At 49.4% G+C, this 23,887-nt stretch carries 20 protein-coding genes; 11 read left to right on the forward strand and 9 right to left on the reverse strand.

The genetic code is table 11. From position 1 onward, the window contains the following. The first annotated feature begins 55 nt into the window (after positions 1–55). The 5 genes from ACK5LI_RS09995 to ACK5LI_RS10015 all read left to right on the forward strand — a co-directional run bounded on the left by ACK5LI_RS09995 (position 56) and on the right by ACK5LI_RS10015 (position 4,361). Positions 56–1,057: an ABC transporter permease gene (locus ACK5LI_RS09995; RefSeq protein ID WP_416948803.1), complete on the forward strand. Its 1,002-nt coding sequence runs from the start codon at positions 56–58 to the stop codon at positions 1,055–1,057. After that, on the forward strand, positions 1,054–1,905 hold the full coding sequence (locus ACK5LI_RS10000) for an ABC transporter permease (RefSeq protein WP_416948805.1): 852 nt from the start codon (positions 1,054–1,056) through the stop codon (positions 1,903–1,905). The genes ACK5LI_RS09995 and ACK5LI_RS10000 overlap by 4 nt, the downstream gene beginning before the upstream one ends. Before the next feature lie 27 nt (positions 1,906–1,932). Beyond that, positions 1,933–2,865: an ATP-binding cassette domain-containing protein gene (locus ACK5LI_RS10005; RefSeq protein ID WP_416948807.1), complete on the forward strand. Its 933-nt coding sequence runs from the start codon at positions 1,933–1,935 to the stop codon at positions 2,863–2,865. Then, positions 2,858–3,469, forward strand: a complete 612-nt coding sequence (locus tag ACK5LI_RS10010) for an ABC transporter ATP-binding protein (protein WP_416948809.1) — start codon at positions 2,858–2,860, stop codon at positions 3,467–3,469. The genes ACK5LI_RS10005 and ACK5LI_RS10010 overlap by 8 nt, the downstream gene beginning before the upstream one ends. Before the next feature lie 229 nt (positions 3,470–3,698). Further along, positions 3,699–4,361, forward strand: coding sequence for a PEP-CTERM sorting domain-containing protein (locus tag ACK5LI_RS10015; protein ID WP_416948811.1), 663 nt, complete (start codon positions 3,699–3,701; stop codon positions 4,359–4,361). A 66-nt stretch (positions 4,362–4,427) separates the two neighbouring features. Here the strand turns inward: ACK5LI_RS10015 and ACK5LI_RS10020 are convergent, their stop codons facing one another. Continuing rightward, on the reverse strand, positions 4,428–4,835 hold the full coding sequence (locus tag ACK5LI_RS10020; protein ID WP_416948813.1) for a carboxymuconolactone decarboxylase family protein: 408 nt from the start codon (positions 4,833–4,835) through the stop codon (positions 4,428–4,430). Between the two features lie 485 nt (positions 4,836–5,320). After that, positions 5,321–5,908: a hypothetical protein gene (locus ACK5LI_RS10025; protein WP_416948814.1), complete on the reverse strand. Its 588-nt coding sequence runs from the start codon at positions 5,906–5,908 to the stop codon at positions 5,321–5,323. A gap of 66 nt (positions 5,909–5,974) precedes the next feature. On the opposite strand from ACK5LI_RS10025, the gene ACK5LI_RS10030 reads away from it, so the two are divergent. After that, on the forward strand, positions 5,975–6,463 hold the full coding sequence (locus ACK5LI_RS10030) for a hypothetical protein (protein ID WP_416948816.1): 489 nt from the start codon (positions 5,975–5,977) through the stop codon (positions 6,461–6,463). Between the two features lie 508 nt (positions 6,464–6,971). Next, a complete protein-coding gene (locus ACK5LI_RS10035) occupies positions 6,972–8,006 on the forward strand; it encodes a hypothetical protein (RefSeq protein WP_416948818.1) in 1,035 nt (344 codons plus the stop codon). A gap of 340 nt (positions 8,007–8,346) precedes the next feature. On the opposite strand, the gene ACK5LI_RS10040 is transcribed toward ACK5LI_RS10035, so the two are convergent. The 5 genes from ACK5LI_RS10040 to ACK5LI_RS10060 all read right to left on the reverse strand — a co-directional run bounded on the left by ACK5LI_RS10040 (position 8,347) and on the right by ACK5LI_RS10060 (position 13,976). Continuing rightward, positions 8,347–10,509, reverse strand: a complete 2,163-nt coding sequence (locus ACK5LI_RS10040) for a methyl-accepting chemotaxis protein (protein WP_416948820.1) — start codon at positions 10,507–10,509, stop codon at positions 8,347–8,349. Positions 10,510–11,028: 519 nt separating this feature from the next. Then, positions 11,029–11,613: a YceI family protein gene (locus tag ACK5LI_RS10045; RefSeq protein ID WP_416948822.1), complete on the reverse strand. Its 585-nt coding sequence runs from the start codon at positions 11,611–11,613 to the stop codon at positions 11,029–11,031. A 330-nt stretch (positions 11,614–11,943) separates the two neighbouring features. Further along, positions 11,944–12,336, reverse strand: a complete 393-nt coding sequence (locus ACK5LI_RS10050; protein WP_416948983.1) for a peroxiredoxin-like family protein — start codon at positions 12,334–12,336, stop codon at positions 11,944–11,946. A 12-nt stretch (positions 12,337–12,348) separates the two neighbouring features. After that, positions 12,349–12,600, reverse strand: coding sequence for a hypothetical protein (locus ACK5LI_RS10055; RefSeq protein ID WP_416948824.1), 252 nt, complete (start codon positions 12,598–12,600; stop codon positions 12,349–12,351). Positions 12,601–12,842: 242 nt separating this feature from the next. Continuing rightward, positions 12,843–13,976: an amino acid permease gene (locus tag ACK5LI_RS10060; protein ID WP_416948826.1), complete on the reverse strand. Its 1,134-nt coding sequence runs from the start codon at positions 13,974–13,976 to the stop codon at positions 12,843–12,845. 1,094 nt (positions 13,977–15,070) lie between these two features. On the opposite strand from ACK5LI_RS10060, the gene ACK5LI_RS10065 reads away from it, so the two are divergent. Then, positions 15,071–15,766 (forward strand): sulfite exporter TauE/SafE family protein, encoded by a 696-nt coding sequence (locus ACK5LI_RS10065; RefSeq protein WP_416948828.1) that lies wholly within the window; start codon positions 15,071–15,073, stop codon positions 15,764–15,766. Between the two features lie 155 nt (positions 15,767–15,921). On the opposite strand, the gene ACK5LI_RS10070 is transcribed toward ACK5LI_RS10065, so the two are convergent. Continuing rightward, the gene (locus ACK5LI_RS10070; protein WP_416948830.1) at positions 15,922–16,761 is read right to left on the reverse strand and encodes a substrate-binding domain-containing protein; all 840 of its coding nucleotides are present in this window, start codon (positions 16,759–16,761) and stop codon (positions 15,922–15,924) included. 1,013 nt (positions 16,762–17,774) lie between these two features. On the opposite strand from ACK5LI_RS10070, the gene ACK5LI_RS10075 reads away from it, so the two are divergent. Both ACK5LI_RS10075 and ACK5LI_RS10080 read left to right on the forward strand, forming a co-directional pair. Then, entirely contained in the window at positions 17,775–19,058 is a 1,284-nt protein-coding gene (locus ACK5LI_RS10075; protein ID WP_416948833.1) for a substrate-binding domain-containing protein, read from the forward strand. A 12-nt stretch (positions 19,059–19,070) separates the two neighbouring features. Beyond that, positions 19,071–21,314: an ATP-binding protein gene (locus ACK5LI_RS10080; RefSeq protein WP_416948835.1), complete on the forward strand. Its 2,244-nt coding sequence runs from the start codon at positions 19,071–19,073 to the stop codon at positions 21,312–21,314. 749 nt (positions 21,315–22,063) lie between these two features. Here ACK5LI_RS10080 and ACK5LI_RS10085 read toward each other — a convergent pair. Then, a complete protein-coding gene (locus ACK5LI_RS10085) occupies positions 22,064–22,825 on the reverse strand; it encodes an arylesterase (protein ID WP_416948837.1) in 762 nt (253 codons plus the stop codon). Between ACK5LI_RS10085 and ACK5LI_RS10090 the strand changes: the two genes are divergently transcribed. Further along, complete coding sequence (locus ACK5LI_RS10090) at positions 22,824–23,555, forward strand: ABC transporter ATP-binding protein (protein ID WP_416948839.1); 732 nt, start codon at positions 22,824–22,826, stop codon at positions 23,553–23,555. The genes ACK5LI_RS10085 and ACK5LI_RS10090 overlap by 2 nt on opposite strands. The last annotated feature ends 332 nt before the right edge of the window (positions 23,556–23,887 follow it).

Raw genomic sequence — 23,887 nt, forward strand, 5'->3', positions numbered from 1 at the left:
CTCATAACAGTTTGCCGGCGGCCTGTGGTTACACGGGCCGCCAGACAGGATATCCATGCCATTTTCCCCTGCGCATTTCTGCTCTTTCTGTATTCAAAAGGCGCTACGTCTGCTGCTTTTGCTGATTGCTGTAGCGGCCCTTTCTTATACGCTGGTCAACGTCTCGCCCATTGACCCTGTAGATGCGTATCTCGGCCCCGCAGTACTTAAAGTTTCGCCGGAACAGCGCGACATAATATCCCAAAGATGGGGCCTTGATCAGCCGCCCGTAGAACGTTTTTTGCGGTGGGGCGCACAGCTGGTGCAGGGAGATTTCGGCGTATCAACCATCTTTAACGAGCCCGTGCTTACGGTTATCGGCAAACGCTTTGCCACGTCATTCTGGCTGATGTTGCTGGCGTGGAGCATTTCCGGCATTGCGGGATTCATGCTGGGTGTACTGGCGGGCACATACGAAAACCGCACAGCGGACAAACTTATCGGCATGTATGCCTACACCATGGCTTCCACGCCTACCTTCTGGGTGGGTATGGTGCTGTTGAGTATTTTCTCCATTCATCTGGGTTGGGCGCCTGTAGGACTTGCATGGCCTGTGGGCTTAAGTCCAGAAGAAGCAACCTTGGGTCAGCGGATTCACCACCTGATTCTGCCCGCCGTCACGCTGTCCTTTATCGGCACAGCGCAGATAGCCCTGCATACCCGTGAAAAAACGATTAAGGCCATGCACAGTGATTATGCCCAGTTTGCCAGAGCACAGGGCGAAAGCGAAATCGGCATTGCCTTTCGTCACGCACTTCGTAACGTCGCTCTTCCGGCCATCACTTTGCAGTTTGCTTCGCTGGGCGAACTTTTCGGCGGGGCAGTGCTGGCGGAGCAGGTTTTTTCTTATCCCGGTCTGGGCATGGCAACGGTTGAAGCCGGATATCGGGGAGACATCCCCTTGCTGCTGGGCATTGTCCTTTTCAGCACCGTGTTTGTTTTTACCGGCAACACAGTGGCTGACATTCTGTATCGTATCATCGACCCCAGAATGCGACCGGCAGAGGAGGCAGCATGAACTCGCTGACCATGCTGTCCGGCAATCGCGCATTTGACCGCCGGACACGCACACTGCTGTGGGTTGCCTTCTGCCTGCTGTTTTTCGCAGTCATTTTTGTCTGTGCGTGGCTGTATGGAGACAAAGGCGAAGTAACCAGCCTGATGCAGCGCAAGCTGGCCCCGAGTATGGAACACCCCTTCGGTACAGACTGGCTGGGAAGGGATATGCTGGCCCGTACAATGAAGGGGCTGCGTGTCAGTCTTGGCGTGGGGCTGACCGCTGCGGCATGCTCTGCCGTAATAGCCCTCGCACTGGGGCTGGCAGCCACAACATTGGGCAAAGCTGTAGACCGTATTGTCACATGGCTTGTTGATGTAGCCATGGCAACCCCTCATCTTGTACTGCTTATTCTGATTTCGTTCGCTTGCGGCGGCGGGGCAAAAGGGGTGATCATAGCCGTTGCAGCATCGCACTGGCCTTCGCTTACCCGTGTTATCAGGGCAGAAATACTGCAATTGCGCGAGGCAGAATACGTGCAACTTTCAAAACGACTGGGCAAAAGCAATGCCTATATCGCACGACACCACCTTTTGCCGCACGTTATTCCGCAGTTCATGGTAGGTCTGTTACTGCTCTTCCCCCATGCGATTCTGCATGCTGCGGCACTTACGTTTCTGGGATTCGGCATGTCACCGCACAGTGCCGCCATCGGCGTGCTGCTGGCGGATTCCATGCGATACCTTTCCATGGGGTTGTGGTGGCTTGCCGTAGCACCCGGAGCGATGCTGGTGATTACCGTGAAAATGTTCGACATCCTCGGCAATAATGCGCGCGCCCTGATGGACCCGCGTACATGTCGGGATTAGCCAATACTTCCATGCCGGAGAAAGACTATGCTTAAAGTAAGACAGCTTTCCATATGCTTTTCCAGCTATGCCGCGGGGCTGAGGCGGCATGAAGTGACTGCAATCCGAAGCCTTGATCTGACTGTCGATTCCGGCCAGATACTGGCTGTCGTAGGGCAATCCGGCGCGGGCAAAAGCCTGCTGGCCCATGCCTTGCTTGGCATTCTCCCCTCCAATGCATCTATGCGGGGAGAGCTGCTCTATAAAGACGCGCTTCTTACCCGCCAACGTATGACACAACTTCGCGGTAAGGAAATTGCGCTGGTTCCGCAATCTGTCACACACCTGAACCCCTTGCTGTATGTGGGCGTACAAGTAGCCCGTGCGGCAGAACTGGGCGGCGTACAGAAGCGTCATTCTCTTAAAGCCACGCTGGAGGCTTTCGGCAGATATGACTTGCAGCAGGAGGTCGCCCGCCTTTATCCGCACGAACTGTCCGGCGGCATGGCACGGCGGGTAATGACAGCCTCTGCGACCATCGGCGGTGCCAATCTGATTGTTGCGGATGAGCCTACAAACGGCCTTGACCCAAGCCGGACAGCAGAAGCACTTGCGCACCTGCGCCAGCTTGCAGACACAGGTAAAGCCGTAGTGCTGATAACACATGACATTGAATCCGCACTGACGGTAGCTGATACCGTCTCTATCTTCTGCGGCGGGGTTACTGTGGAGGAAGCACAGGTGTCTGATTTTTCTCATGAAGGCGCACTCAGACATCCATATTCACAAGCTCTCTGGAACTCGCTTCCGGCCAATGGATTCAGCCTCCCGCAAAATACAGCCGTTCCGCTTTCAAAAGCAGACCAGACCATCGGTTGTCCTTATTCATCGCGCTGTTGCAATGCCGGAGAGTTGTGCACGGCCGCTCTTCCTGAAATGCGAACCATGCAAAACGGCAAAGTACGGTGCCACAATGCTTGAAGCCCGAAATATCTCCTTCCGCTATAACAACCGCTCGCCGTGGATTTTACAAAATATCGACCTTACGGTGACTGAGGGTGAGGTTGCAGGACTGGCCGGACCTAGCGGCAATGGCAAATCAACGCTGGGAAAAATTCTTTCCGGCTATCTGAAGCCGCATACCGGCACTATCAGGTTGGATTCAAAACCGGACTCTCTTTTTACATCCGGTACGTTCTGCCCTGTTCAGTTGTTATTCCAGCATCCTGAGTTGGCAGTAAACCCCAGATGGACTATTGAAAAAATTCTGTTCGAAGCCGGTACGCCCGACTCCGCCTTGATGACGGCTCTCGGGATTGACCCCGCATGGTTTGCCAGATACCCGCACGAACTTTCCGGCGGAGAGCTGCAACGGGTATGCCTTGTACGGGCGCTGGATAACCGCGTGCGCTATCTTATCTGCGACGAAATCACCTCCATGCTTGATGCGCTTACACAGGCGGCCATCTGGAAGGCAGTGCTTGATGCGGCCGGACGCCGTAATATAGGCATGCTGGTCATAAGCCACGATGCCGCGTTGCTGGCACGCATCTGCAGCCGCCAGATTTCACTTTTTACGCAATAGCTCGTGCTCATTGCTGACCTGCTGAAAAAGCAAAATAAAAAACACTTAATACAAACAATTAGCATATTCATCTATCTAATATAAAAAGAAAATCTGTCTTGATACCCGAAAAAACGTCGGCAATATTTACAGCGCTGCTACAACTGCAGACGGTAACACTCTGACATCATTATGCCGACAACAGGCACGGATATTGCCTCCTTTGCACGAAACCAAGCAGGAGGTTACCATGAAACGTATTCCGGTCCGGGTTCTCGCTACTTTTGGTTCTCTACTGTTACTCTGTAGCCAGCTTATGGCAGCTCCCATCACTTTTTACGGCAACAACTGGGGAGCTGCGATAACACACCTTCAAGCCGAGGCTGCGTTTCAGCAGGCCTTGTCCGTGGTGTACTTTGAGGATTTTGAAGCATCGCCCGATATTGACTTCGGAAACGGCGTCACGGGGGCATTAAGTGCAGGCAGAATAGTCACCAGCGCATCCTCTGCCATTGACGGAGTCCGCCTGTGGCAGACAGGACATACCGGAAACTTGACGATCAGCTTTAACGTACCGATTTTTGCGTTCGGCATATTTATGGGAGATGTTGACCAAGGTGTAGACATGCACGCGCTGATCAACAATTACGATTTTAATATACCCAACCCTGTTGGCGGCTCGTACGACGGGGACCGTCACTTCTGGGGAGTAGTTTCCCCGGAAGAAAGTTTTACGCAAGTCACCTTTACAGACCTTGACTGGTACATAAACTGGGACAGGGCGCAGATGGGCATTCCGGCATCAGGCCCGACTCCCACGCCCGAGCCCTCCACCATATTCCTGCTGTTCGCAGGTCTTTGCAGCCTGTTGCTGATACAACGGCACATCAAGGCAAGCAGACAAGGGCACTGATTACAAACGAGTAAAGCCCCTCCGGATAAGCACTTATCCGGAGGGGCTACTTCGTTTCCGCTATCGTTACGCCTGCTTCTTAGCCATGGCGGGCATAATGTCGCACGGCACTTCCAGAGAGGAAGCTATCGCTGTGAAGCTCTGGAACAGCTCCATAATTTTTACCACCTCTGCCAGCTCCGCATCAGTCGCACCAGCCATCATAGCAGATGTTTTATGCGCCATATGACAGTATTGGCAGTTATTCATCATGGAAACAACCATGGCGACTAATTCTTTCGTCTTGCGATCCAAGGCGCCGGAGGCAAACATAATTTGCCGTGCGCGCTCCCAGTTCAAGCGTGCCCAGGCCGGATCAACAGCTGCTTGTGCTTTAAAAAAGTTCGGAACCATACCGAAAGCTGCGTGTATTTCATTATACAGCAGCGCAACATCTCCTGTAGCCTCTTCTTCTTGCAGTAGCTTACATTCCATAAGTGTGTCTCCTGTGTGACAAAACAACAGTATCATGCCAATTTATCATAGTAATACATACTACAAGATTCCACACCTGTCAGCGTTTCCCTCTCCCTCAACCTAATCACCAAGAGCCGGTTGAATATATAAAAAAGCGACACCGTTACAGTAACGACGCCGCTAAAAAAACTGTTAGCTTAACAACCTAACGAAAAATCAGACAAACACGCTATGCGAAGGGCATCCGCCATCAAGCGTCAATGATGGCAACGAAACCCCGCTGATGCTATCCATACGTAGTCAACAGGACTAGCTGATCCAATGGAAGAAGGGATGGCAACCTTGGAGTAATCGGTGATCAGCCCCTTCAAACCTGAAGGCCCGACGCCTTACTTGTGCTGTAGAAAGAATACGGACGACGGTGCTATTATCAGCACTAACCAGCGCACACATGGGGTACGCATAAGACCGCCTTAAAAGGCTGTCGGTTCATGGTAGCAGGATTATGGCATCCACTCGATAATGCCATCTGCCGGATTCGACTGACACCATGCATCAAATTCTGCCGGAGTCCTTACTCCCCCTTCAAGCACAGCCCGATAAACGGCAATGCTCTGCACCTTGCGAACATTGTACAACGCATCTTTAATAATAAGGATAGCCTTGCGTGTTTCCGGCGTAAGAGCGCCGCTGATGCGCTCTGCCACATTTTCAAAGTATCCCGCAAATGGTGAATCGTTGCGGATATGAATCATATCTATCTGCCACTCTTTACCTTCATCATCCTGATACCACGCATGCCACTCCACACATTTTTCATCCGTATTCAGATTGTTTCTAAATTCCACACGGGTGATACGCGGATTTGCGGCAAGCCTTCCTACCACTGCAAAGCTGTTCTCCACATCCACCACATCTGAATAGATATGAAAGTCAATGTCACGATTATGCAAAAGCAGCCCCGTACGCACAGAGCCTACCTGATGCACGATTGCACCTGCATCCTGCCAAAGCTCGACAACACGGCTTTGCGCAATCACATTCCGTGCATAGTTCAAGGCACGTATGGACTGAACTTCGATATCGCTCATAAAAAAACCTCCGGAACACATCATCAACAATACAAGAGCCGTGAACCGGTTCTTCCATCATAAATAATGAGTCGTGACAAGCGCCTACCCGTTCTTTCAGGTCATGTTGCACATCCCGCAGATCAAGTGCTGCATCGGCATGTTCTGCTGAAATTACATGGTCTCACAGCCCGCCCTGCCAGAGCACATAAAAACGGCCCTGCCATTACAGCAGGCTGCAAAACATCACGCTCTGGTATTTTAAAACTTATTTTCTCTGTCCACCTAACATGCACCCTGATTCACCTAGTTCAGGTGAGTCACTTTTATCGCCATCAGTCAGCCGCCAGTTGTGGCTGCCTTTTTCAACCAGACCACACACATTGGTACGTTGCCGGATTCGACGGCACCGATTTATTCTATGGCATTATTGTTTATAACGACGCTGCTATCAAATCTGAATGGTGGTTTTCCCGCTGGTCTGAACTGCTGGAAGCTGGAGGTGTGGAACTGGATTGCATGCGGGAGATACGGACCGGTTGGCAACTTCCTGAACAGTATAACCGTTCTCGATGATCCGTTTAACTGCTTAAATTTTGAACTGGTCAGTGTACCGCTTGTCGTTCATCGCTTTCTCCTAGGGTCTCTTTTTTCAAGGCTCAGGAGTTCCAGTGAAGCTGGGGGGAGTTCACAAGAAGCTTTAGGCTAACAGTGGAACAAAACAACAATAGAAAAATCATGACAACAACATGGAGGTCTGGGCGAGGCTGATATCCGCAATTTTTATACCCGCACTTATTATGGTCACGCTCCTGTATAAGGAGATGCCCTATCAGCACTTGCCTGCGACTTATGCCGTAGCTTCGCTTGCTTGTGCAGCTTTTTGTTGGTTTGCCGGCAGAAAGAGTTGAATGTGACGAAGAACTGGCGAAAAGTATAGTTTTGGTCTATCAAAATGCAATATTCAGGATTTGTTTATACATCTTTCGGGTATATAATTCATACGACTTATGCAACACCACCACCTATTCCCACTCTTGCCATACTACTGAGCACATTATTTTCGGTGTAAAAACAGAGAGACATGACAAAACACAAAACATCCTTCATCTGTATATTCTCTTTCCTAACTATTTTTTTATACGGCTGTTCTGAGGAGAAACCTTTTCTTGCCGATGTAAATTTCAATTCAGGCGATTTTGCACTTATGATAACCCGCGAAGACCAAAAGTTTTGGATCGAAGACGAGGATCTACTAAAAAAATATAAAGACAGCCTCTATGTAAGGCATGACGACGGGATGATGCTGCTTTCCATTTTTACCCTGTCGCCACCTGCAACTGCAGGCCCCACAAACGCACTTACCCTCTACAAAGATAGAAAGGTGATAAAATGCCACGGCGGAGGCCATTTTTACAACATATATTGCAGCGACATCATCGAGTATGCCACTCCCCTGTCGGAGGTAATGGAGGAGACTGAGCTCTCGGGCAAAAAAGAAGATTTCTACTCCATTTCTTTTGATGAGCTGCAAAACGACCCTAAGGTCTATGGTCTGAAACTGCCCAAATTTGACGACAAGGAGCGGCCTTACGTTACGCGAGTATATTTGCCCTCGGTAATAGTTCCCGACAGCCTACCCAACAATGCGGAAGGAAATTTCACCCCCGAAGACTTGGGAGTACAACTTTATATGCTCATAGAGAGCGATGTCAAAGCTCAAAAAGGTTCTGTATTTGCAAATAATACAGAATCAATCGGCTACTCTTACACTAGCAACCCTCAATATGGGTTTCCTCTGTTCGATAGTCGCCACCATGCTCTTAAGGACAAGCAAGGGGAAACACTTGCTGTTAAAGGCTACGTTTTCTATAATTACAGCTTTATCATCTTGAGTGAAACAGCCGAAGAACATGCCTATTGGGCTGATTTCGATTTCAGCAAGTACTGCAATCATGCCTTTTTCGACCACACGCCTCTACGAAACATTGTAGATAGCTTACTAAATGAAAACAATATTACAATTGACCAAGTTGTTATCTCCCCCTATCGGGAAATGAGCGTGGAGCAATACATGAGTGAAAAAACTTACACGCTCTCCTACATGAGAAAGAAGTAAAGGGTAACTCATAAGAGAATTGGCTTAGGGTGGTTACGTCATTGTTCTTTTGTAAAAGTTTTATGGGGGAAGGCCAGAAAAGGTGTACCCCTTTTGTTGATACAGACAACCCTCAGACACAAATCGACGAACGCCACGGCTCGGCACCTCACTTCTCTAAGAGACGTGCAGGCCTCTCTCCAAGGCGTTTTTTCAAAAGCTGAAGGCAAAAGTCACTTTGCTACAAGGGGTTCGCACGCCGCCAGCCACACCTTTAACTATCGTACTCAACTCAGTATAAAATTTAAAAACGGCCCTGCTATTACAGCAAGGCCGTTTCGTACGGTATGGATCGGGCAAACTAGCCCTGATTTTTCATCTCTTCGATAATCATGCGCAGTTCCTGCGCCTGCCGTGCCAACTCTTCCGCAGCCTGTGCAGCTTCGCTGACGGCCTGTGCCGTATCCAGTGTAATCTGGTTTACTTCTTCAATGGCACTGTTGATTTCTTCAGACGTTGCGGACTGCTGTTCCGCAGCAGTTGCTATGCTCTGCACTCTGTCGGCAGACTGCTCAACACCTGCAACAATGCTTTGCAGCGTTTCTCCGGAACGGGTGGAAAGCTTGGTCGCAGCATCAATGCGCTCCACAGTAGAGTCCATCGCTGCAATGTTCTGCTTTGCGGCTTGCTGGATGGCCTTAATGGACTGGCCCACCTCTTTGGTGGCCCCCATGGTTTTTTCTGCAAGCTTGCGCACCTCGTCTGCTACTACAGCAAACCCGCGGCCGGCATCACCTGCCCGTGCGGCTTCGATGGCAGCATTAAGCGCCAGCAGGTTGGTCTGATCGGCAATATCTTCAATAACGGTCATAATCGCACCGATTGACTGAGCCTGCTCACCCAGCTTGTTCATATTGCTGTTCAGGTCATCGGCATTCCGCTTGATAGCAGTCATGGCTTCCACGGATTGATGAACAACTTCTGCACCTTCAAGTGCAGTTGAACGCGAATCGTTAACCTGTTCCGCAGTTTCTGCCGCATTTCTGGCAACTTCCAGAACTGTCGCGTTCATCTCTTCCATTGCTGTGGCAGTTGAGGCTATGCGGTCACGCTGAATCTCGGACCCGTGGCGTATCTCGTTGGACTGGGCAGAAATCTCTTCTGATGCACTCGAAAGGTGCGAGACAATCGCCTCCAGCCTGTTTGCCGCCATAAGCATGCCTTCACGCTTGGCATTTTCAGCCTGCTTGCGCGCTTCTTCCGCTTCTTCAGTGGCAATTTCTGCCATACGGGTTTTTTCTTCGGCTGCCTGCTGCTGCTTCTTGATTTCGTCGATATTTCGTTTCAGTTCTTCGGCCATGTTATTCACTGCGGTCTGCATGCGTCCGACTTCGTCGCATGAATCAGCCGGCAAGCGTACGGCCAGATTGCCGGAAGCAATACCTTCTACAGCACTTACTGTTTCCTGAATGGGGCGTACAATGGCCCGTGAAATAAGCAGGATAACCAGCAGCAGCAAAACAGATGCCGCAGACCCGATAAGCAGTGCGTTGGTCCGCATCTGATTGGCAGCAGCCAGAACTTCGCTCATGGGAATGCTGAGGCCGAAAATATAAGGCTTATCAGCCCTGCCGATAAACAGCGGCACACAAGTTACAAGGCGGGATTCGCCTTTGTATTCAATGACAGTGGAAAACTCTTCACCTTGCATGACACGTTTAATGCCATCGCTCATTTCCTGTGTGGTTGAAGGCAGATCAAAAATACTTGCGGTCTCTTCCACCAGCTTCTGGTCAGGATACGCTAAAAATGTCCCCGTTGCCGACAGCAAAAAACCATAACCGGAGTCAAAAACGGTTATCTCCCGCACAAATTCATCAATGGTACCCATGGGGTAATCAATGCCGACAACGCCCATGAAGCGCCCGTTCTTTCTCATCGGTACAACCATATCAACCATCATCACGTTTTTACCGGCAATTTCATATGCCCAGGGTTCCATGATGATTTCTTTGCCCGTCTTGCGCGGCAGGTGGTACCAGGCACCGTCTGCATTATCCACATCATAGCCAACGCTGGGTATGGTTTCTATTTTATTGCCTTCATAGTGCACCCACGGAGCAAACCGACCGTCTTTGTTGTGGTATTGAGCGCCAGCATACTCAGCGTCCATACCGTCAAACACGTTCGGCTCAAACGTGGCAAAAATTCCCAGCAGATTTTTATTATCCTGTAAAAAATTTTCCATGCTTTCACGAAGCGCCTCACGCGAAGGACGATCAGCATGCCCCATCATCGTCTCTGTCAGTCGCGCAAACGAACGTGCCGAAATCATGGCAAGGCTCATATCCGCATCAATTTTATTGGCATAACGGTTTGCCATTTCCAGACTTTGCACTTTGGCAGACTCTTCCATATGCACCGTAAAAGCATTGGTCATATACAAAGTAAGCCCCAGCATAGCCGGCACAGCCACAACCAGAATGATCATAATTTTCCAGATAAGCCTGAGATTTTTAAACATGCGTCTCCCCCGCATTATACAATTTTCTATAACACGTTATAGCAATTTACAAGTTTTGCACTTCAACTTGCAGCAACACCATTGCCCACTACAATCCCATACTATCTTCAGCGCATGTGCTGCTTGCTATTAACAGTAAGTATATACCAACATGCAAGATAAAATTTACACAAAAATACGCAATAACATATACAAACACAAAACAGCAGCACTATAAAAGAGCACATACCAATAATCCTTCCACATCAATTGTAATGATATTAACAACATGAGCATGACTGTGAAATATACACTTTCATCTTTTACAATTCAGCAGCTTACATTTTTTGTCACATAACAAAATTAATTACACGCACCGGATTACGCTTGGCTTTACAAATTTCTGGTACAAACAAAATACGCTCCCGAGGGATATTCTCCCGGGAGCGTATAAATACAGAACATCTGCCTGCGAACCAGCAACCTGCTGTTATACTTATATAACGGAACCAGTGGCAGCTAACCGCCAGCACAAAAAAACTATTTGCTTGCCGCAGGGCTGATAACTTCAAAATCAACAACAATCTCCACTTCGTTGCCTACCAGCAAGCCGCTATTTCCTAGCGGAGCATTCCACGAAATATCAAAATCACGCCTGTCTATGCTCAGCGTAGCCTTGCCGCCACGGCGGGTATTGCCCCACGGGTCTACGATTCCAGTATCAAGCCCGGACAGAGCAAACGTGACAACTTTTGTCACGCCTTTAATGGTCAGTTCACCCTCTGCATAATAATCATAGCCTGCCGGAGACACGGAGGTACTGACAAAACGCATCACCGGAAATGCCTTTTCATCAAAAAAGTCTGCACTTTCAAGGTGCTCATCCCTTTTTTCAACTCCGGTCGTAAGGCTGCCCACCGCAATAACCACATCAATGGCAACAGGCTTTCCGTCATTAAAGGTTACTGTTCCCTGCAGGTCATGAAACGCCCCGCGTACTTTGGCTATCATCATATGTTCGATACTAAAGTGTGCGGCAGAATGATCGGTATCGACATTCCAAGGCTGAGCATACGCAGCAGTGGTCATCAAAAAAATCGCCAGCACTAAAACAAACTTTTTCATATTCTCCTCCTTGGCTTTCGCACAGTGAGATACCGTTATGCTTTTTGTCGGAAGCAGTTCACCCGCCAACTGTACTGCGCAGATGCAAGCTTTTACGTGCGTTATCTTCCGCTATGGTTTTCACTTCATCGCAGCTTGCCCCATGAACAACGGTATAGTCAGCCTATTAGGTAAGCAGCCCTTTGTATGGCACCATCAAATACCAGCTTTACGAAGATAGCATGCTGAAAAGGCTATTTCAGTAAAAATCATTCAATCAGGACAAAACAAAAACCGGAGCAACATCCTTAAGAAGTTGCTCCGGTCACAAAGTATCGTCAGCTTACAAAGTTACGCTTGCGTCAGCTTTTCCAGCGCAGCGATAACCTCTTCAGGGTCAAGGCGTTTTGTATAATCAGCATCAGCAAATGCGTAGGCTATAACCCCGTCCTTATCTATAACATATGTGGCAGGTACAGGCAGCGTAAACGTACCGTCACCATTTGAGCCCTCCACATCAATACCAAACTTTTTATAGATAGGCCGTAGCGCTTCTGCCAGAACAAACGAAAGGCCGAACGAATCAGCAACCTTGTTGCCCTGATCAAAAAGCACGTCAAACGACAAGTTGTTTTTTTCAATGGTATTCAGTGAATTATCAGGCTGTTCAGGAGAGACAGCCACAAGGCGGGCACCCAGTTCTTCGATACGGGACAGTGAACGTTGCAGAGCTACCAGCTCCAGATTGCAGTAAGGTCACCAGCCACCGCGGTAAAAACTGAGCACAACAGGACCTTCTGCCAGTAATCCCGAAAGGGTACGCGACTGGCCGATATGGTTTTGCAGCACAAAATCAGGGGCAGCGGCACCAGCTTTCAGTGCCTGCCCTTCAATGCCCGAGGCCTTAAGCTTTGCTGTTTCATCCCCCATAACTGATAATGCATCTGCCGGAATGCGTTCTTTTGCAGCCTGTTGCAGTGCCTGCAATTCTTCTGTGAGCCTTGTCATGAATTTGTCTCCTGTATGAAATGACAATGTAAAAACTGCCGCTGTTACCGCACTAACAACAACATCTGCTGCCTTTAGCAGCCTATTTCAAGTGTTACAGCAATATTATATTGCGGCACTCAATCGTCAAGTACGCACCAAAAAGTGCCATACGGGAGGCAGAGTATACCATCCAGAGATATAATAGAAAAAAGGCGCTTACGGGTACCCCCGCAAGCGCCTCTACTCAACTTGGCTTTTTTTTACAGATAACTGGCTGTCACAATCACAAGCCCGAAAAGCGATGTTGCCACCAGTGCGGGTGTACCGCCACGCACCTGGTACGAAACGCCGGACTCTTCTCTGCGCAGCTTCCAAGCCATGGCACACGGCAAAAATACTGCCAGAATGGTCAGAGCCGCGCCCGCATGGGCAAGAGCCTGAATAAAACGACCGGGAGAAAGCAGTGCTGCCGTTAACGGCGGTGCAAAAACAAGCACAGCTGTAATGGCGCGATGCAAGGTGGAATCAGAAAGACTGAACGTTTCTGCAAGCAGGTCAAAAAGGGCCAGTGCGGCAAAGATGGAAAGCACAGTGCCAAGCCACGCGGAATCACCGGCAAGTGCAGACACCAGCGTATCAACATTTCCACCCATTCTGGCGATCTGAGCAACAGACAGTCCGCCCAGCGACACTATAAGCCACAGTAGATAGCAGACAACCGGAAGCGCAGTGCCTACCAGAATGACCTTGCGCAGCTTGCGGGCGTCACTTTGCAGAAAGCGGACAATGCTGGGGATGCCGGTATGAAAACCAAAAGATGTAAACAGCACAGGCAGACAGGCGAGCACCAGAGAGCCTTTGGTTTCAGCCACGGTCAGGTTAGGCACTTCGACTGAAGGCACCAGACTGCCGAAGGCGACTACCATTGCAGCAAGCATGCTGTAAAAAAGCACTTTGTTCACCCGCACGACCAGAGCAGTGCCTACAAGCACAACAACTCCGCCAAGCAAGGCAAAAAGAATTGTACCGGATTGCTGCGATACAGCCATCCCCGCCGCGGCACCGGTACGGGCAACAAGTCCGCCTACCCCTGTAAGGTAAGCAACAAGCAACGCGTACAGCAGAAAAGCCATACTGCCGGTAGCAACAATCTGTCCGCCGCGCCCCAGCACTTCACGCGCCATGCTGTTAAAATTCTTACCGGCACCAACCTTCAGGTTTACTTCGAGCAACAGCAAAGCAGAAAAAAGAGCCATAGCCCACACTGCCACCATCAGCAGCGTTCCGGGAATAAAGCCCAGCGGACCGATAACCATAGGCAGGCCGAGCATACCCGCACCAATGGCGGTACCCGCCACAATACAGGCTGCGCCCGTATGTTTTGAATCAAGCATCATACACCCCTTGTTTGATACGCCACAAAGCATGGCGCACAGCAGAGAACAGCAGCCCGCACAAACCAGACGCTGAAACCTGCATGCAATAGATTGTGAATATACAAGGGGAAAAAGGTACGAATAGGCACATGCCCGCCCCGCCTACATACGGCTGCAACCGGTAATAGTCCGGCGCAGCAGCAGTCGGTGCCAGATCGGCAAGCATTACGAAAAAGGCCCGCAAGGGACCGGAGGCGTTGTGGCTCCGTCACAGCCAGAACGTCATTTCCGCTATGCGTGTTCAGGTACAAGCCCGCTCACCTGCACCATCCCCTTCACAGTGGACGGCAAGGTACATCCCGCGCCAGTATAACGTCAACCCACGTCAATAGCATTGTCTACACATACAGTAACACCGCAGCATGCAACAGACTATTCAAACAGACAAAACATGATATCATTACAATCATAAAAAACAACAATCCACGCCAATAAACAAGCAGCACGGCAAAGGCACAAGTCACAGATGCAAGGCGATTATGGCATGGCACAACCGCCGAGAGAGGAAAGGATAACAAAACAGGGAATTGTGACGGGCAGCTGTTTTCCACTTGTTCCAGTATGGTGACAACACGCTTCATCAGCCACGACAACAGCGGCAGGCAACAGCCCGCAGTGACTTGCGCAGCCTTGCTAACATGGTTCAATTTTGCTGTAATCATTGGCATAGGCTTCGGCACCGGCACAAACCGCAGCGCAATTTCTCATTGCGGCTGATACACATAATTCGCTGTATAATTACCAATACAACCAAAGCACACCTACCTGCCGGGAGGCGCAGACATTGTTTGCAGCAGAAGCACTGCTCAGCAGCAGGCCGCAACCACAAATCTCTATCTGATAAGTGGGCATAAACGTGCAGCAAACCAAATGCAGACGGTATATCCTTGTGTATATCCGAAATCAGAGTACTGGCTGTTTTTTACCGCACCCCGTTGACAGAACGCAGAAGTAACGCTAGCACCTGCACACACGGCACACCAATCCACACTTTAACACACTCCGACACACTCACTACTATGTTTGAACTTGGTCTTCCCCTGCAGAGCCTTGTGCTCGCATTTGTCATTGTTTTTTGTGGCGCATTTGCGCAGGCGGTGGCGGGCTTCGGCCTTGCCCTTCTCATCGGGCCACTGCTCATTCTTATTGATCCGGTATTCCTTCCCGGCCCTGTTGTAATGCTGGTCAGCATTATTACTGCGCTGATGGCATACAAAGGCCGCAACGATGTCAGTATGCCCAGCGTAAAGCGCACCATCGGTGGCTATCTGATCGGCACTGTCATTGCGGCGTCGGTTATCAGCATACTGCCCCAACGTAAGACGGCGTTCCTGCTTGCGGGCCTTATTCTGGCAGCTGTCGGCATGAGCGCATTCGGCATGCGCATTCCCAGCAACAGCGGAACGCTTTTTTCTGCCGGTATCGTGGGCGGATTTATGGGTACGGTCAGCGGCGTAGGGCTGCCTCCCCTTGCCATCGCCCTGCAGCATGAACCCGGCCCGAGACTACGCGGTACACTCGCTTTCGTAGGCTTTATTTCCATAATCATGGCTCAGATCGCACTGGTATTCGTTGGCAAGATAGGAATACGCGAGGCTATGTTGGCACTTACGCTAAGCCCCGCTGTAGCGCTTGGATTCTTTGCCTCACGCAAAGCCGCTGCTTTTTGCGATGGGGGATATACCCGTCATATTGTGTTTATACTTTCTGCATTAAGCGCCATTATGCTTATTGCACGCAATCTATAAAGACACACCATAAGCGCAAGCTACCTTGCTACGCTTTTTTTGTATGCGGCCCCCCGCTAGGCGGGAGTTTTCCGCATACAAAAAGAGCCGGACAGCAGAGTGTCCGGCCCTTACATTCAACGTGGCAGCAGCTTTTCTGATACTATGAAAGACTACTAGTGGTCATACTTTTTGGCATAGGCCGCATCATTGTACATGCCTTCACCATACAGATTCTTTCCATAGTCCGCGAACAGACTCTGGCCTTTTTCGCTTATCAGAAAATCAATAAACTTCGCGCTCAGTTCGGCATTATGTCCGTTACTCCCCAACAACGCGTGGTACGTATTCACTAAAAATACGTCGCCTTTAAACAGTATTTTAAGATTTTTGACTTTAGCCTTGGTCGCAACCCATGTAGAGGAGTCCGTCATAAAGTATCCGCTCTCACTGTCTGCTTTCAGCAGGGTAGCCTGCATAAAATCATTAGTGACCTGATACCAGCTGCCTTCGGGAGTTACGCCTGTATTTTTCCAGATAGCCAGTTCTTTCTTATGAGTACCGGAGTTATCTCCGCGTGAAAAAAACAACGCCTGCTTCTCTGCAATGCGTGAATATGCTTCTGCAACGGTAGCGGCAGATGCAATTCCGGCAGGATCATTAACAGGGCCTACAACATAAAACTCATTGGAACCGATCAGGGCACGCTTGGCAGCCCAACCATCTTTTACAGCCTGCTTTTCCGCCGCAGGCGCATGCACCATTACAAGGTCGACTTTGCCTGCTTTAAGCAGATTCAAAGATTTACCCGAACCGGCTTTCACCCAGCACAGGGTTGTGTCGTGCTCTGCATTAAATGCATCCGCAAGTTCGCCCAGCAAACCAAGTTCGCCGGGGCTGCCGGTTGCAAGCACCAGTGTTGTAGAGCCTTTTCCGTAAATAGCTTTGCAATCCGCACCAAAGCTCAGCACAGGCAAACACAGCACAAGCAGACATGTCAGAATCAGCCGTTTCATTTCAACCTCCCTTTATTGTGCTTATAAATGCACATAAAGAAAAATTGAGTCAATACTCATACTAAAAAGCCCGCTATATATCACAATATTCCGTGTTCAAATTTCTATAGCAAAATTACACAGCATTCACTTTAGACCGCGCGTTTCAATACTCATATGCATACCACACATCGCTAATGAATTCCCTTGTACCTATCACAATTCAATGGCAATTCATGTCGAAATGCACTTTGTAAAATCAAAAAATCTAGATATAACAACATCTTCTTAACATCAAAAATTACAACTTATATAAAATACAATATTTCTATTAAAAATCACACAAAACACACTGCGCGCAAAAACAAAATATGCATGATAAATATTTCAACTTTTATGCAAAAAACTACACGACATGTATACATCGACAACAAATAATGTACACGCCATTTAAGCTGTTATCATGAGCATAAAACATGACATCACAACATTCGTCTCAATATTCACGCCGCTGTTATCAACGGTACAAGGCGAGCCACATAATCGTGATCTTTATAGATGCACAAATGAAGTAGCGACTAACTAAGAAATATCAACACCCGCTGACGGCAAAGCAATTGACGGCTTCAAAGCAAGAAACATCCCGCCTATGCAGCAAGAGCCAGATACTGCCCATCGATTATTTCCATCGCCGCCTCACAGCATCTGAAACATTTCCTAACTATCATTGCGACAGCCTGGCTCCCCGCATAGACTTATTATATAGTCAGACTATATTCCTTTAAAAACGCATACATACCACTACAAGGCATACAAGTGGTTCATGCTGCACCAATAATACAACAACACTACTCATCTGAGAAAGCAAGATACGCGAAAACAACAGATTTACCGCTATGATACGCCATACAGCTATCACCACTTGCAATGTTCATTCGGCAGATGAACACAAACACAGCCAGAATGCGTACAGGCTTTCCTCCGTCAGCAGCAACGCGGCAGGCTCGACCAGATACTGTCAGCCTGATACAATAATGAGTCTTGAAATTGCCCCAAAGCGAGCAGAAGCCATGCCGGAAATTTGCATAACCAACACCCAACAATACAATAACACCGCCTGCACACCTGCCGGTAAGATCAAAAACAGCACAGTACAACCTGTCCGCGCTGGCTGCCGGCAAACTCAGAATACTCCCTTATGCTCCGACATATATCTGGTTGCGTTAATCATAACTCTGCTGATGAGCGCACTCTGCGTACCCGAAGGGCTTTCTGCCGCAGACCTGACGCCGGCAGATTACTACACGGTGGAAGAATATCAGAATAAGCATCCCGCCCAACGGCGCACGATGCTGCGCTTTCAGACAAGGGTACGTGCTGCGGGGTTGCCATTGGGCAGACAGATGCCCAAGGTGCGCATCGCATTCATTTATCCGGGAATACAGGCTTCAGACTACTGGCGTCGCAGTGTGGCATCGTTTCAGGGAAGAATGGACGAAATAGGTGTGGACTATGAAATGCTCAATTTCTTTACGCGCCCGAGCATGGACATCCGCCTACAGGAAGCTCAGATACGCGAAGCCCTCGCCAGTGATCCTGATTACATAGTCTTCACGCTGGACGTAGGGCGGCACCGTCGTCTTGTAGAGCGCCTGTTGTCTAAAAAACGCCCGAAAGTCATTATGCAGAATATTACGACTCCCCTTCGCGCCTGGGAAGGACAGCAGCCCTTTCTTTATGTCGGCTTTGACCATGTGAAGGGAACCAGAATGCTGGCTGAGCACTTCAAACTGCAATACCCATCCGGCGCAAGCTATGCTCTCTTATACTTTTCAAAAGGATACATAAGCACAATGCGTGGGGATTCATTTGAAAGGCTCCTGCCGCCACAGTGGATAAAACAAAGTTCCTATTATACAGATGGCAGCAAAAACAAAGCAAAGCATGCAACGCTGGACATTTTATCGACTCAAAAAGTAGACGTACTGTATACATGTGCCACTGATGTTGCGCTTGGGGCTATAGAAGCGCTGCAACAGACAAACATGATTGGTAAAGTTGTAATCAACGGATGGGGAGGCGGCAGCCCCGAACTGGAAGCCATCCAGAAAGGCAAACTGGACGTAACCGTAATGCGGATGAACGACGACAACGGCGTTGCCATGGCAGAAGCCATTCGTCTTGACCTGGAAGGCCGCAATGACGAAATTCCGCGTATCTATTCCGGTGATTTTACCCTGATCCGCAAAGGCGTAAGCGAAGCCCGACTTAACGAGTTAAAAAGCAAGGCTTTTCGCTATTCAAAAAACCTGCAGTAACCAGAGACACACATGGAAGCTCCCCGCAAAAGCTACCGACTTTTTGCACTTCTCGGACTGCCGCTGGCTATCCCTTTGCTGCTTTTTACAACCTTACTTTTATGGTGGACATATTCAAAATCGGTATCTCTTTTAAATACAGAGCTCAGTCAACGCTTTGAGCAACGGCACCTTATTGTCAGCGCTCTTTTTTCTGCAGAACTTGAACGCATAAGCCAGCTTCTTGCCACCAATGGCCGGAATCAGGCTTTGATCAAAAGCCTCGGGCGACTGGACAGGGAAGCCGTTCAAGATAGTCTGAACGAAATACAAGTAAACATGGAAGGCAATACGTTGGACATTTTGCTTGTCACCTTGCCGGATGGTAAAATTTTTACCGACAATGGCTCTCCATTTTACGACATCCCCGAAAAGACCTTTATAAACAAGCCGGGACCCGGAATAAGCTTTGAGCGCAGCATTTACACCCTTAACGGGCAGACCCTGCTACTGGCTACAGAACAAATAGTGTCTCCTGTTTCAGGAAAAATCCTCGGGTGTCTCGTCGGGGCTACCGTTCTGAATGACAACCTTTCTTTGCTCAGCGCCATAAACGATCATACCCATTCAGAGGCGGTAGCATTCTTCAGTGGCGGTCAGCTCATGGGGGCAGCGGTAAAAAACGATGACCCACTGCTGCTCGGCATTCTTGAAGCCAACCTTCCCGCAGCTTCCGGCTATCGGACCATCATTCTTGATAACGCCAGCAACGGGCTGGCTATCGGGTATATCCCGCTGCGCATTCTTGACAGAGATACGCCGCTGGTGATGGCCTTAGGCACCAAAGCCGCAACGCTTACCGGCATCAGGCAAACGTATATGGCCACCATTGCCGGTCTGCTTTTTTTCTTTGCAGTATTTCTGGTCTACGCATTCATATTTATCCGGTGCGCCACCTATCCGGCACTCCGGCGCCTGCTGGCCTACGCGGAAAAAATCCGTGACGGAAAGCATGATGCAGCGTATGTCCACGGGCCTGTGACGGAATTTAACACATTGGGGACGTTTCTCGAAGACACGGTGCATCAGCTCAGACAGTCACGGCTGCTTATGCGCAACATTGTGGACTCAATGCCCTCTGTCCTTATTGCCATCGATCTGCAGGGCAATGTCATCCAGTGGAACATGCAGGCAGAAAACGTCACCGGCATTTCGAAAGAAAACGCAAGCGGACGTCCGCTTTCAGCCGTGTTCCCCAGAATTGCAGCAGAGGTGGACCGCATCTACCGTTCGCATAACACAGACGCCCCCAGCTCAAACCATTTGCTGAGTCATATTGTGGACGGAGAAAAACGCCACGAGAGCCTGACAATGTTCCCGCTGACAGGCGCAGGGATTCACGGGGCGGTCATACTGGTTGATGATATAACCGAGCATGTGCAGCTGGAAGAGTTGCTTGTCCAGAGCGAAAAGATGTCTTCTGTCAGCGGATTAGCGGCAGGCATGGCACATGAGATAAATAACCCCCTTGCTGCCATCCTGGGGTATGCCCAGAACCTGCGTAAAAGGCTTTTTGCGGATATGCGCAGTAATATTGAAGCGGCGCAAGTCAGCAACGCAGACCTTGAATCCATCCGGCGCTATATGGAATTGCGCGGCGTTCCCCGCATGATCGAAGGCATCATTGCATCCGGCAACAGGGCTGCATCCATTGTCAGCAACATGCTCAGCTTCAGCCGCAAAAGCGATAAACGTTTCGCCAACTATGACATGAAAGAAATCATGGAAAAAGCACTGGAGCTGGCAGCAAACGATTACAACCTCCACAAGGAATATGACTTTAAAAAAATAGAGATCATAAAAGACTATGCCGATGCTATCCCTATGGTTCACTGCGAAGGGAATGAAATTCAACAGGTACTACTGAACCTGCTGAAAAACGGGGCAGAAGCCATGTCGGAAAAGATATACACCGACAAGCACCCGCAGTTCACCATACGAATGCATACATCAGACGGGCAGGTTATTCTAGAGATAGAAGACAACGGCCCCGGCATTACCGAGACAACACGCAAAAGAATTTTTGAACCGTTCTATACGACAAAAGACGTAGGCAAAGGCACTGGCCTTGGCCTGTCGGTTTCGTACTTCATCATTACGGAACAGCATCAGGGAGCTATGGAAGTGTACTCTTCGCAAGGCAACTGGACCCGCTTCATAATCCGGTTACCTGTAACTCCCCCGCCAAGAAAAGGCACATCACTCCCCGTGGCCTGATCACATCAGCCCTTTCCTCTCACTGATTGCAACGTTCAAGCCGTCAGATTTTGCCAGAGTGCCGCCAACGCGGGCCAATCCTGCACAGCCACTGACAGGGTGCCACAAAATGTCAGCACCTAACGTTGCGCCCGCTCCCGCACACTAATACGGTGAAAGGTGCAGCCCGTGCACACATGCAATCTTTTTTCACACAGGTATCATGCATACGATGCGATTTGACGAATGTATTACCGCTGTGCCGAAACGTACCCCGAGGCATGGGGCATTACATTAACAGCCTGAAAATGTTATTCTTCGCTTATTCAACAATTAATATTTTTAAAAACACACAATCCAGTATGCCACATTGAATATAAAACATTTTGAAACACTAATAATACAAACATTGCATTAAAGCTCATGCCTGTTAGGCTTAGAGCCACGTAGGGTGTATATTGCGATTATGTACAAGAGAATGTGCATATGCTTCTTTCTTTAGTACATAATCGCTTTATTTTTTTCGAACCTCTAACCCGCAAGGGAAAAAGGATCATTCAAATGCGCAAGTATGCAATTGGTTTCTCAGTAATGTACGGTAGTGTTTTTGCTTCTTCTTTCTACATCTGCACTCTGTGGTAGAATATAAGAGAACATTAAAAAGGCGGCTCAGGCCGCCTTTTTTTATTACTACACAATACATTCACTTTGCATTTACCTGTAGTAGTATCTTCATGCAAAGAAACTTTATACAGAACAAGCGCACATTCTCACAACTTCTCCAGTTCTTTTACAACAGCGGGCGACAATCGCTTTACGATTTCCTTAACGCCTTCTGCGTTAGGATGCATACCATCCTTCAGATTCATATCAGGATCAAGAGCAACGCCTTCCAGCAAAAACGGATACAGTGCAATATTATACTTATCTGCCAGATCAGGATACACGGCATCAAACTGCTGCGCATAATCGGCCCCCATATTACGCGGAGCCTGCATCCCGACCAGCAGTACACGAGCACCATGACTAAGGCATTGTTCCACTATCCCTGCAAGATTTTTCCTCAGGGCCTGCGGCGGCAACCCGCGCAAAGCATCGTTTGCCCCCAGCCCGACAATGACAAGGTCAACCTTACCCTCCGGCACAGCCCCCAAAGCCCAGCCTACCCGCGCCAGACCGCCAGCGGAGGTGTCGCCCGATACGCCGGCATTAACCACCTTTACCGGCCAGCCGGATTCGGTAAGCTTGCGCTGCAACACAGCTGGATAACTATCTGCCTCTTCCAATCCGTAACCGGCAGTCAGACTGTCGCCTAACGCCAGAATATGGATTATAGTTTCACTATCATGCGCTGCTTCATTGCCAGCAGGTGCAGACTGATTACCATCATACGTACCGGCCGATGCGACAGCGGCAACCGGCAAGGCGAGCAGTAAACCAGCCAGAACGATAAAAAACGCACCGGCAGAAGCGCAATGTCCGCAGACACGCATTGTAACGGTGCACACTTTTTGAACAAGGATATTAAGCATGAATAACCTCATGATTGAGCTTTCTGACATATATCTGACATTAATGGGCGGGTCCGGCGAGGTCAACATTCTGCGCGGTGTTAATCTGCAGGTAGAACAGGGCGAAACTCTGGCTGTAGTCGGGCCTTCCGGTTCCGGTAAAACCACCACGCTCATGATTATGGCAGGGCTGGAAAAACCCACTTCCGGCATTGTCCGCGTTGCAGGTCATACCCTTTCAGACATGAATGAAGATGCTCTGGCCCGCTTCCGGCGAATCAATCTGGGCATTGTCTTTCAGTCATTTCACCTTGTGCCCACCATGACCGCACTGGAAAACACTGCGCTGCCGCTGGAATTCGGACATGTTCACGGTGCACGGGAACGTGCCATGCAGGCATTGGCAGCCGTAGGGCTGGAATCACGTGCCGCACACTATCCGGCACAGCTTTCCGGCGGAGAACAGCAACGAGTCGCTTTAGCCCGCGCCTTTGCTGGCGAGCCCCGTGTAATTCTGGCAGACGAACCCACAGGTAACCTTGATTCAGAAACAGGCAAACGTGTGGTAGACCATCTGTTTCACCTGCAGCAGAAACTGGACACAACGCTGGTGCTGATAACACACGATAAAGGGCTGGCGGCGCAGTGCTCGCGACAGGTCCGCATGGAAGACGGCATTTTGCTGCCTGATGCAGCCTCCTCCGGTCAGGATAAAGTTACTGCAGTATTACCGCAACAGCCTGCTTTATAGCTGAAAGCATCAACGGACTGCAGTGCCTCCTTACTGGATGCACCTGAAAAAATGCCTCGCGAAATGCTGTTCCACTATACCAACAGGATAGCGCTACTTACAGATGCAAACGTACAATAACAGCCAACAGACTGCCCATTCTACAAAGGTAAGTCGACAACTTTGTCACATAGCTTCAGTGCATGCTGACTAGACACGGCGGGCTCGCACTGATTGCACAGCTATCGATAAGCTTGCCCACATAGCTTGCAGAAAATAACAGGGCAATTTTCTGCAAAATGATGTTGCCGTCGCTTCCCGCCAATACTTCTGAACCGGCAAAAAAACTGACA

Source organism: Oleidesulfovibrio sp. (assembly GCF_047973035.1).
In the GTDB taxonomy this organism is placed as follows: domain Bacteria; phylum Desulfobacterota; class Desulfovibrionia; order Desulfovibrionales; family Desulfovibrionaceae; genus Oleidesulfovibrio.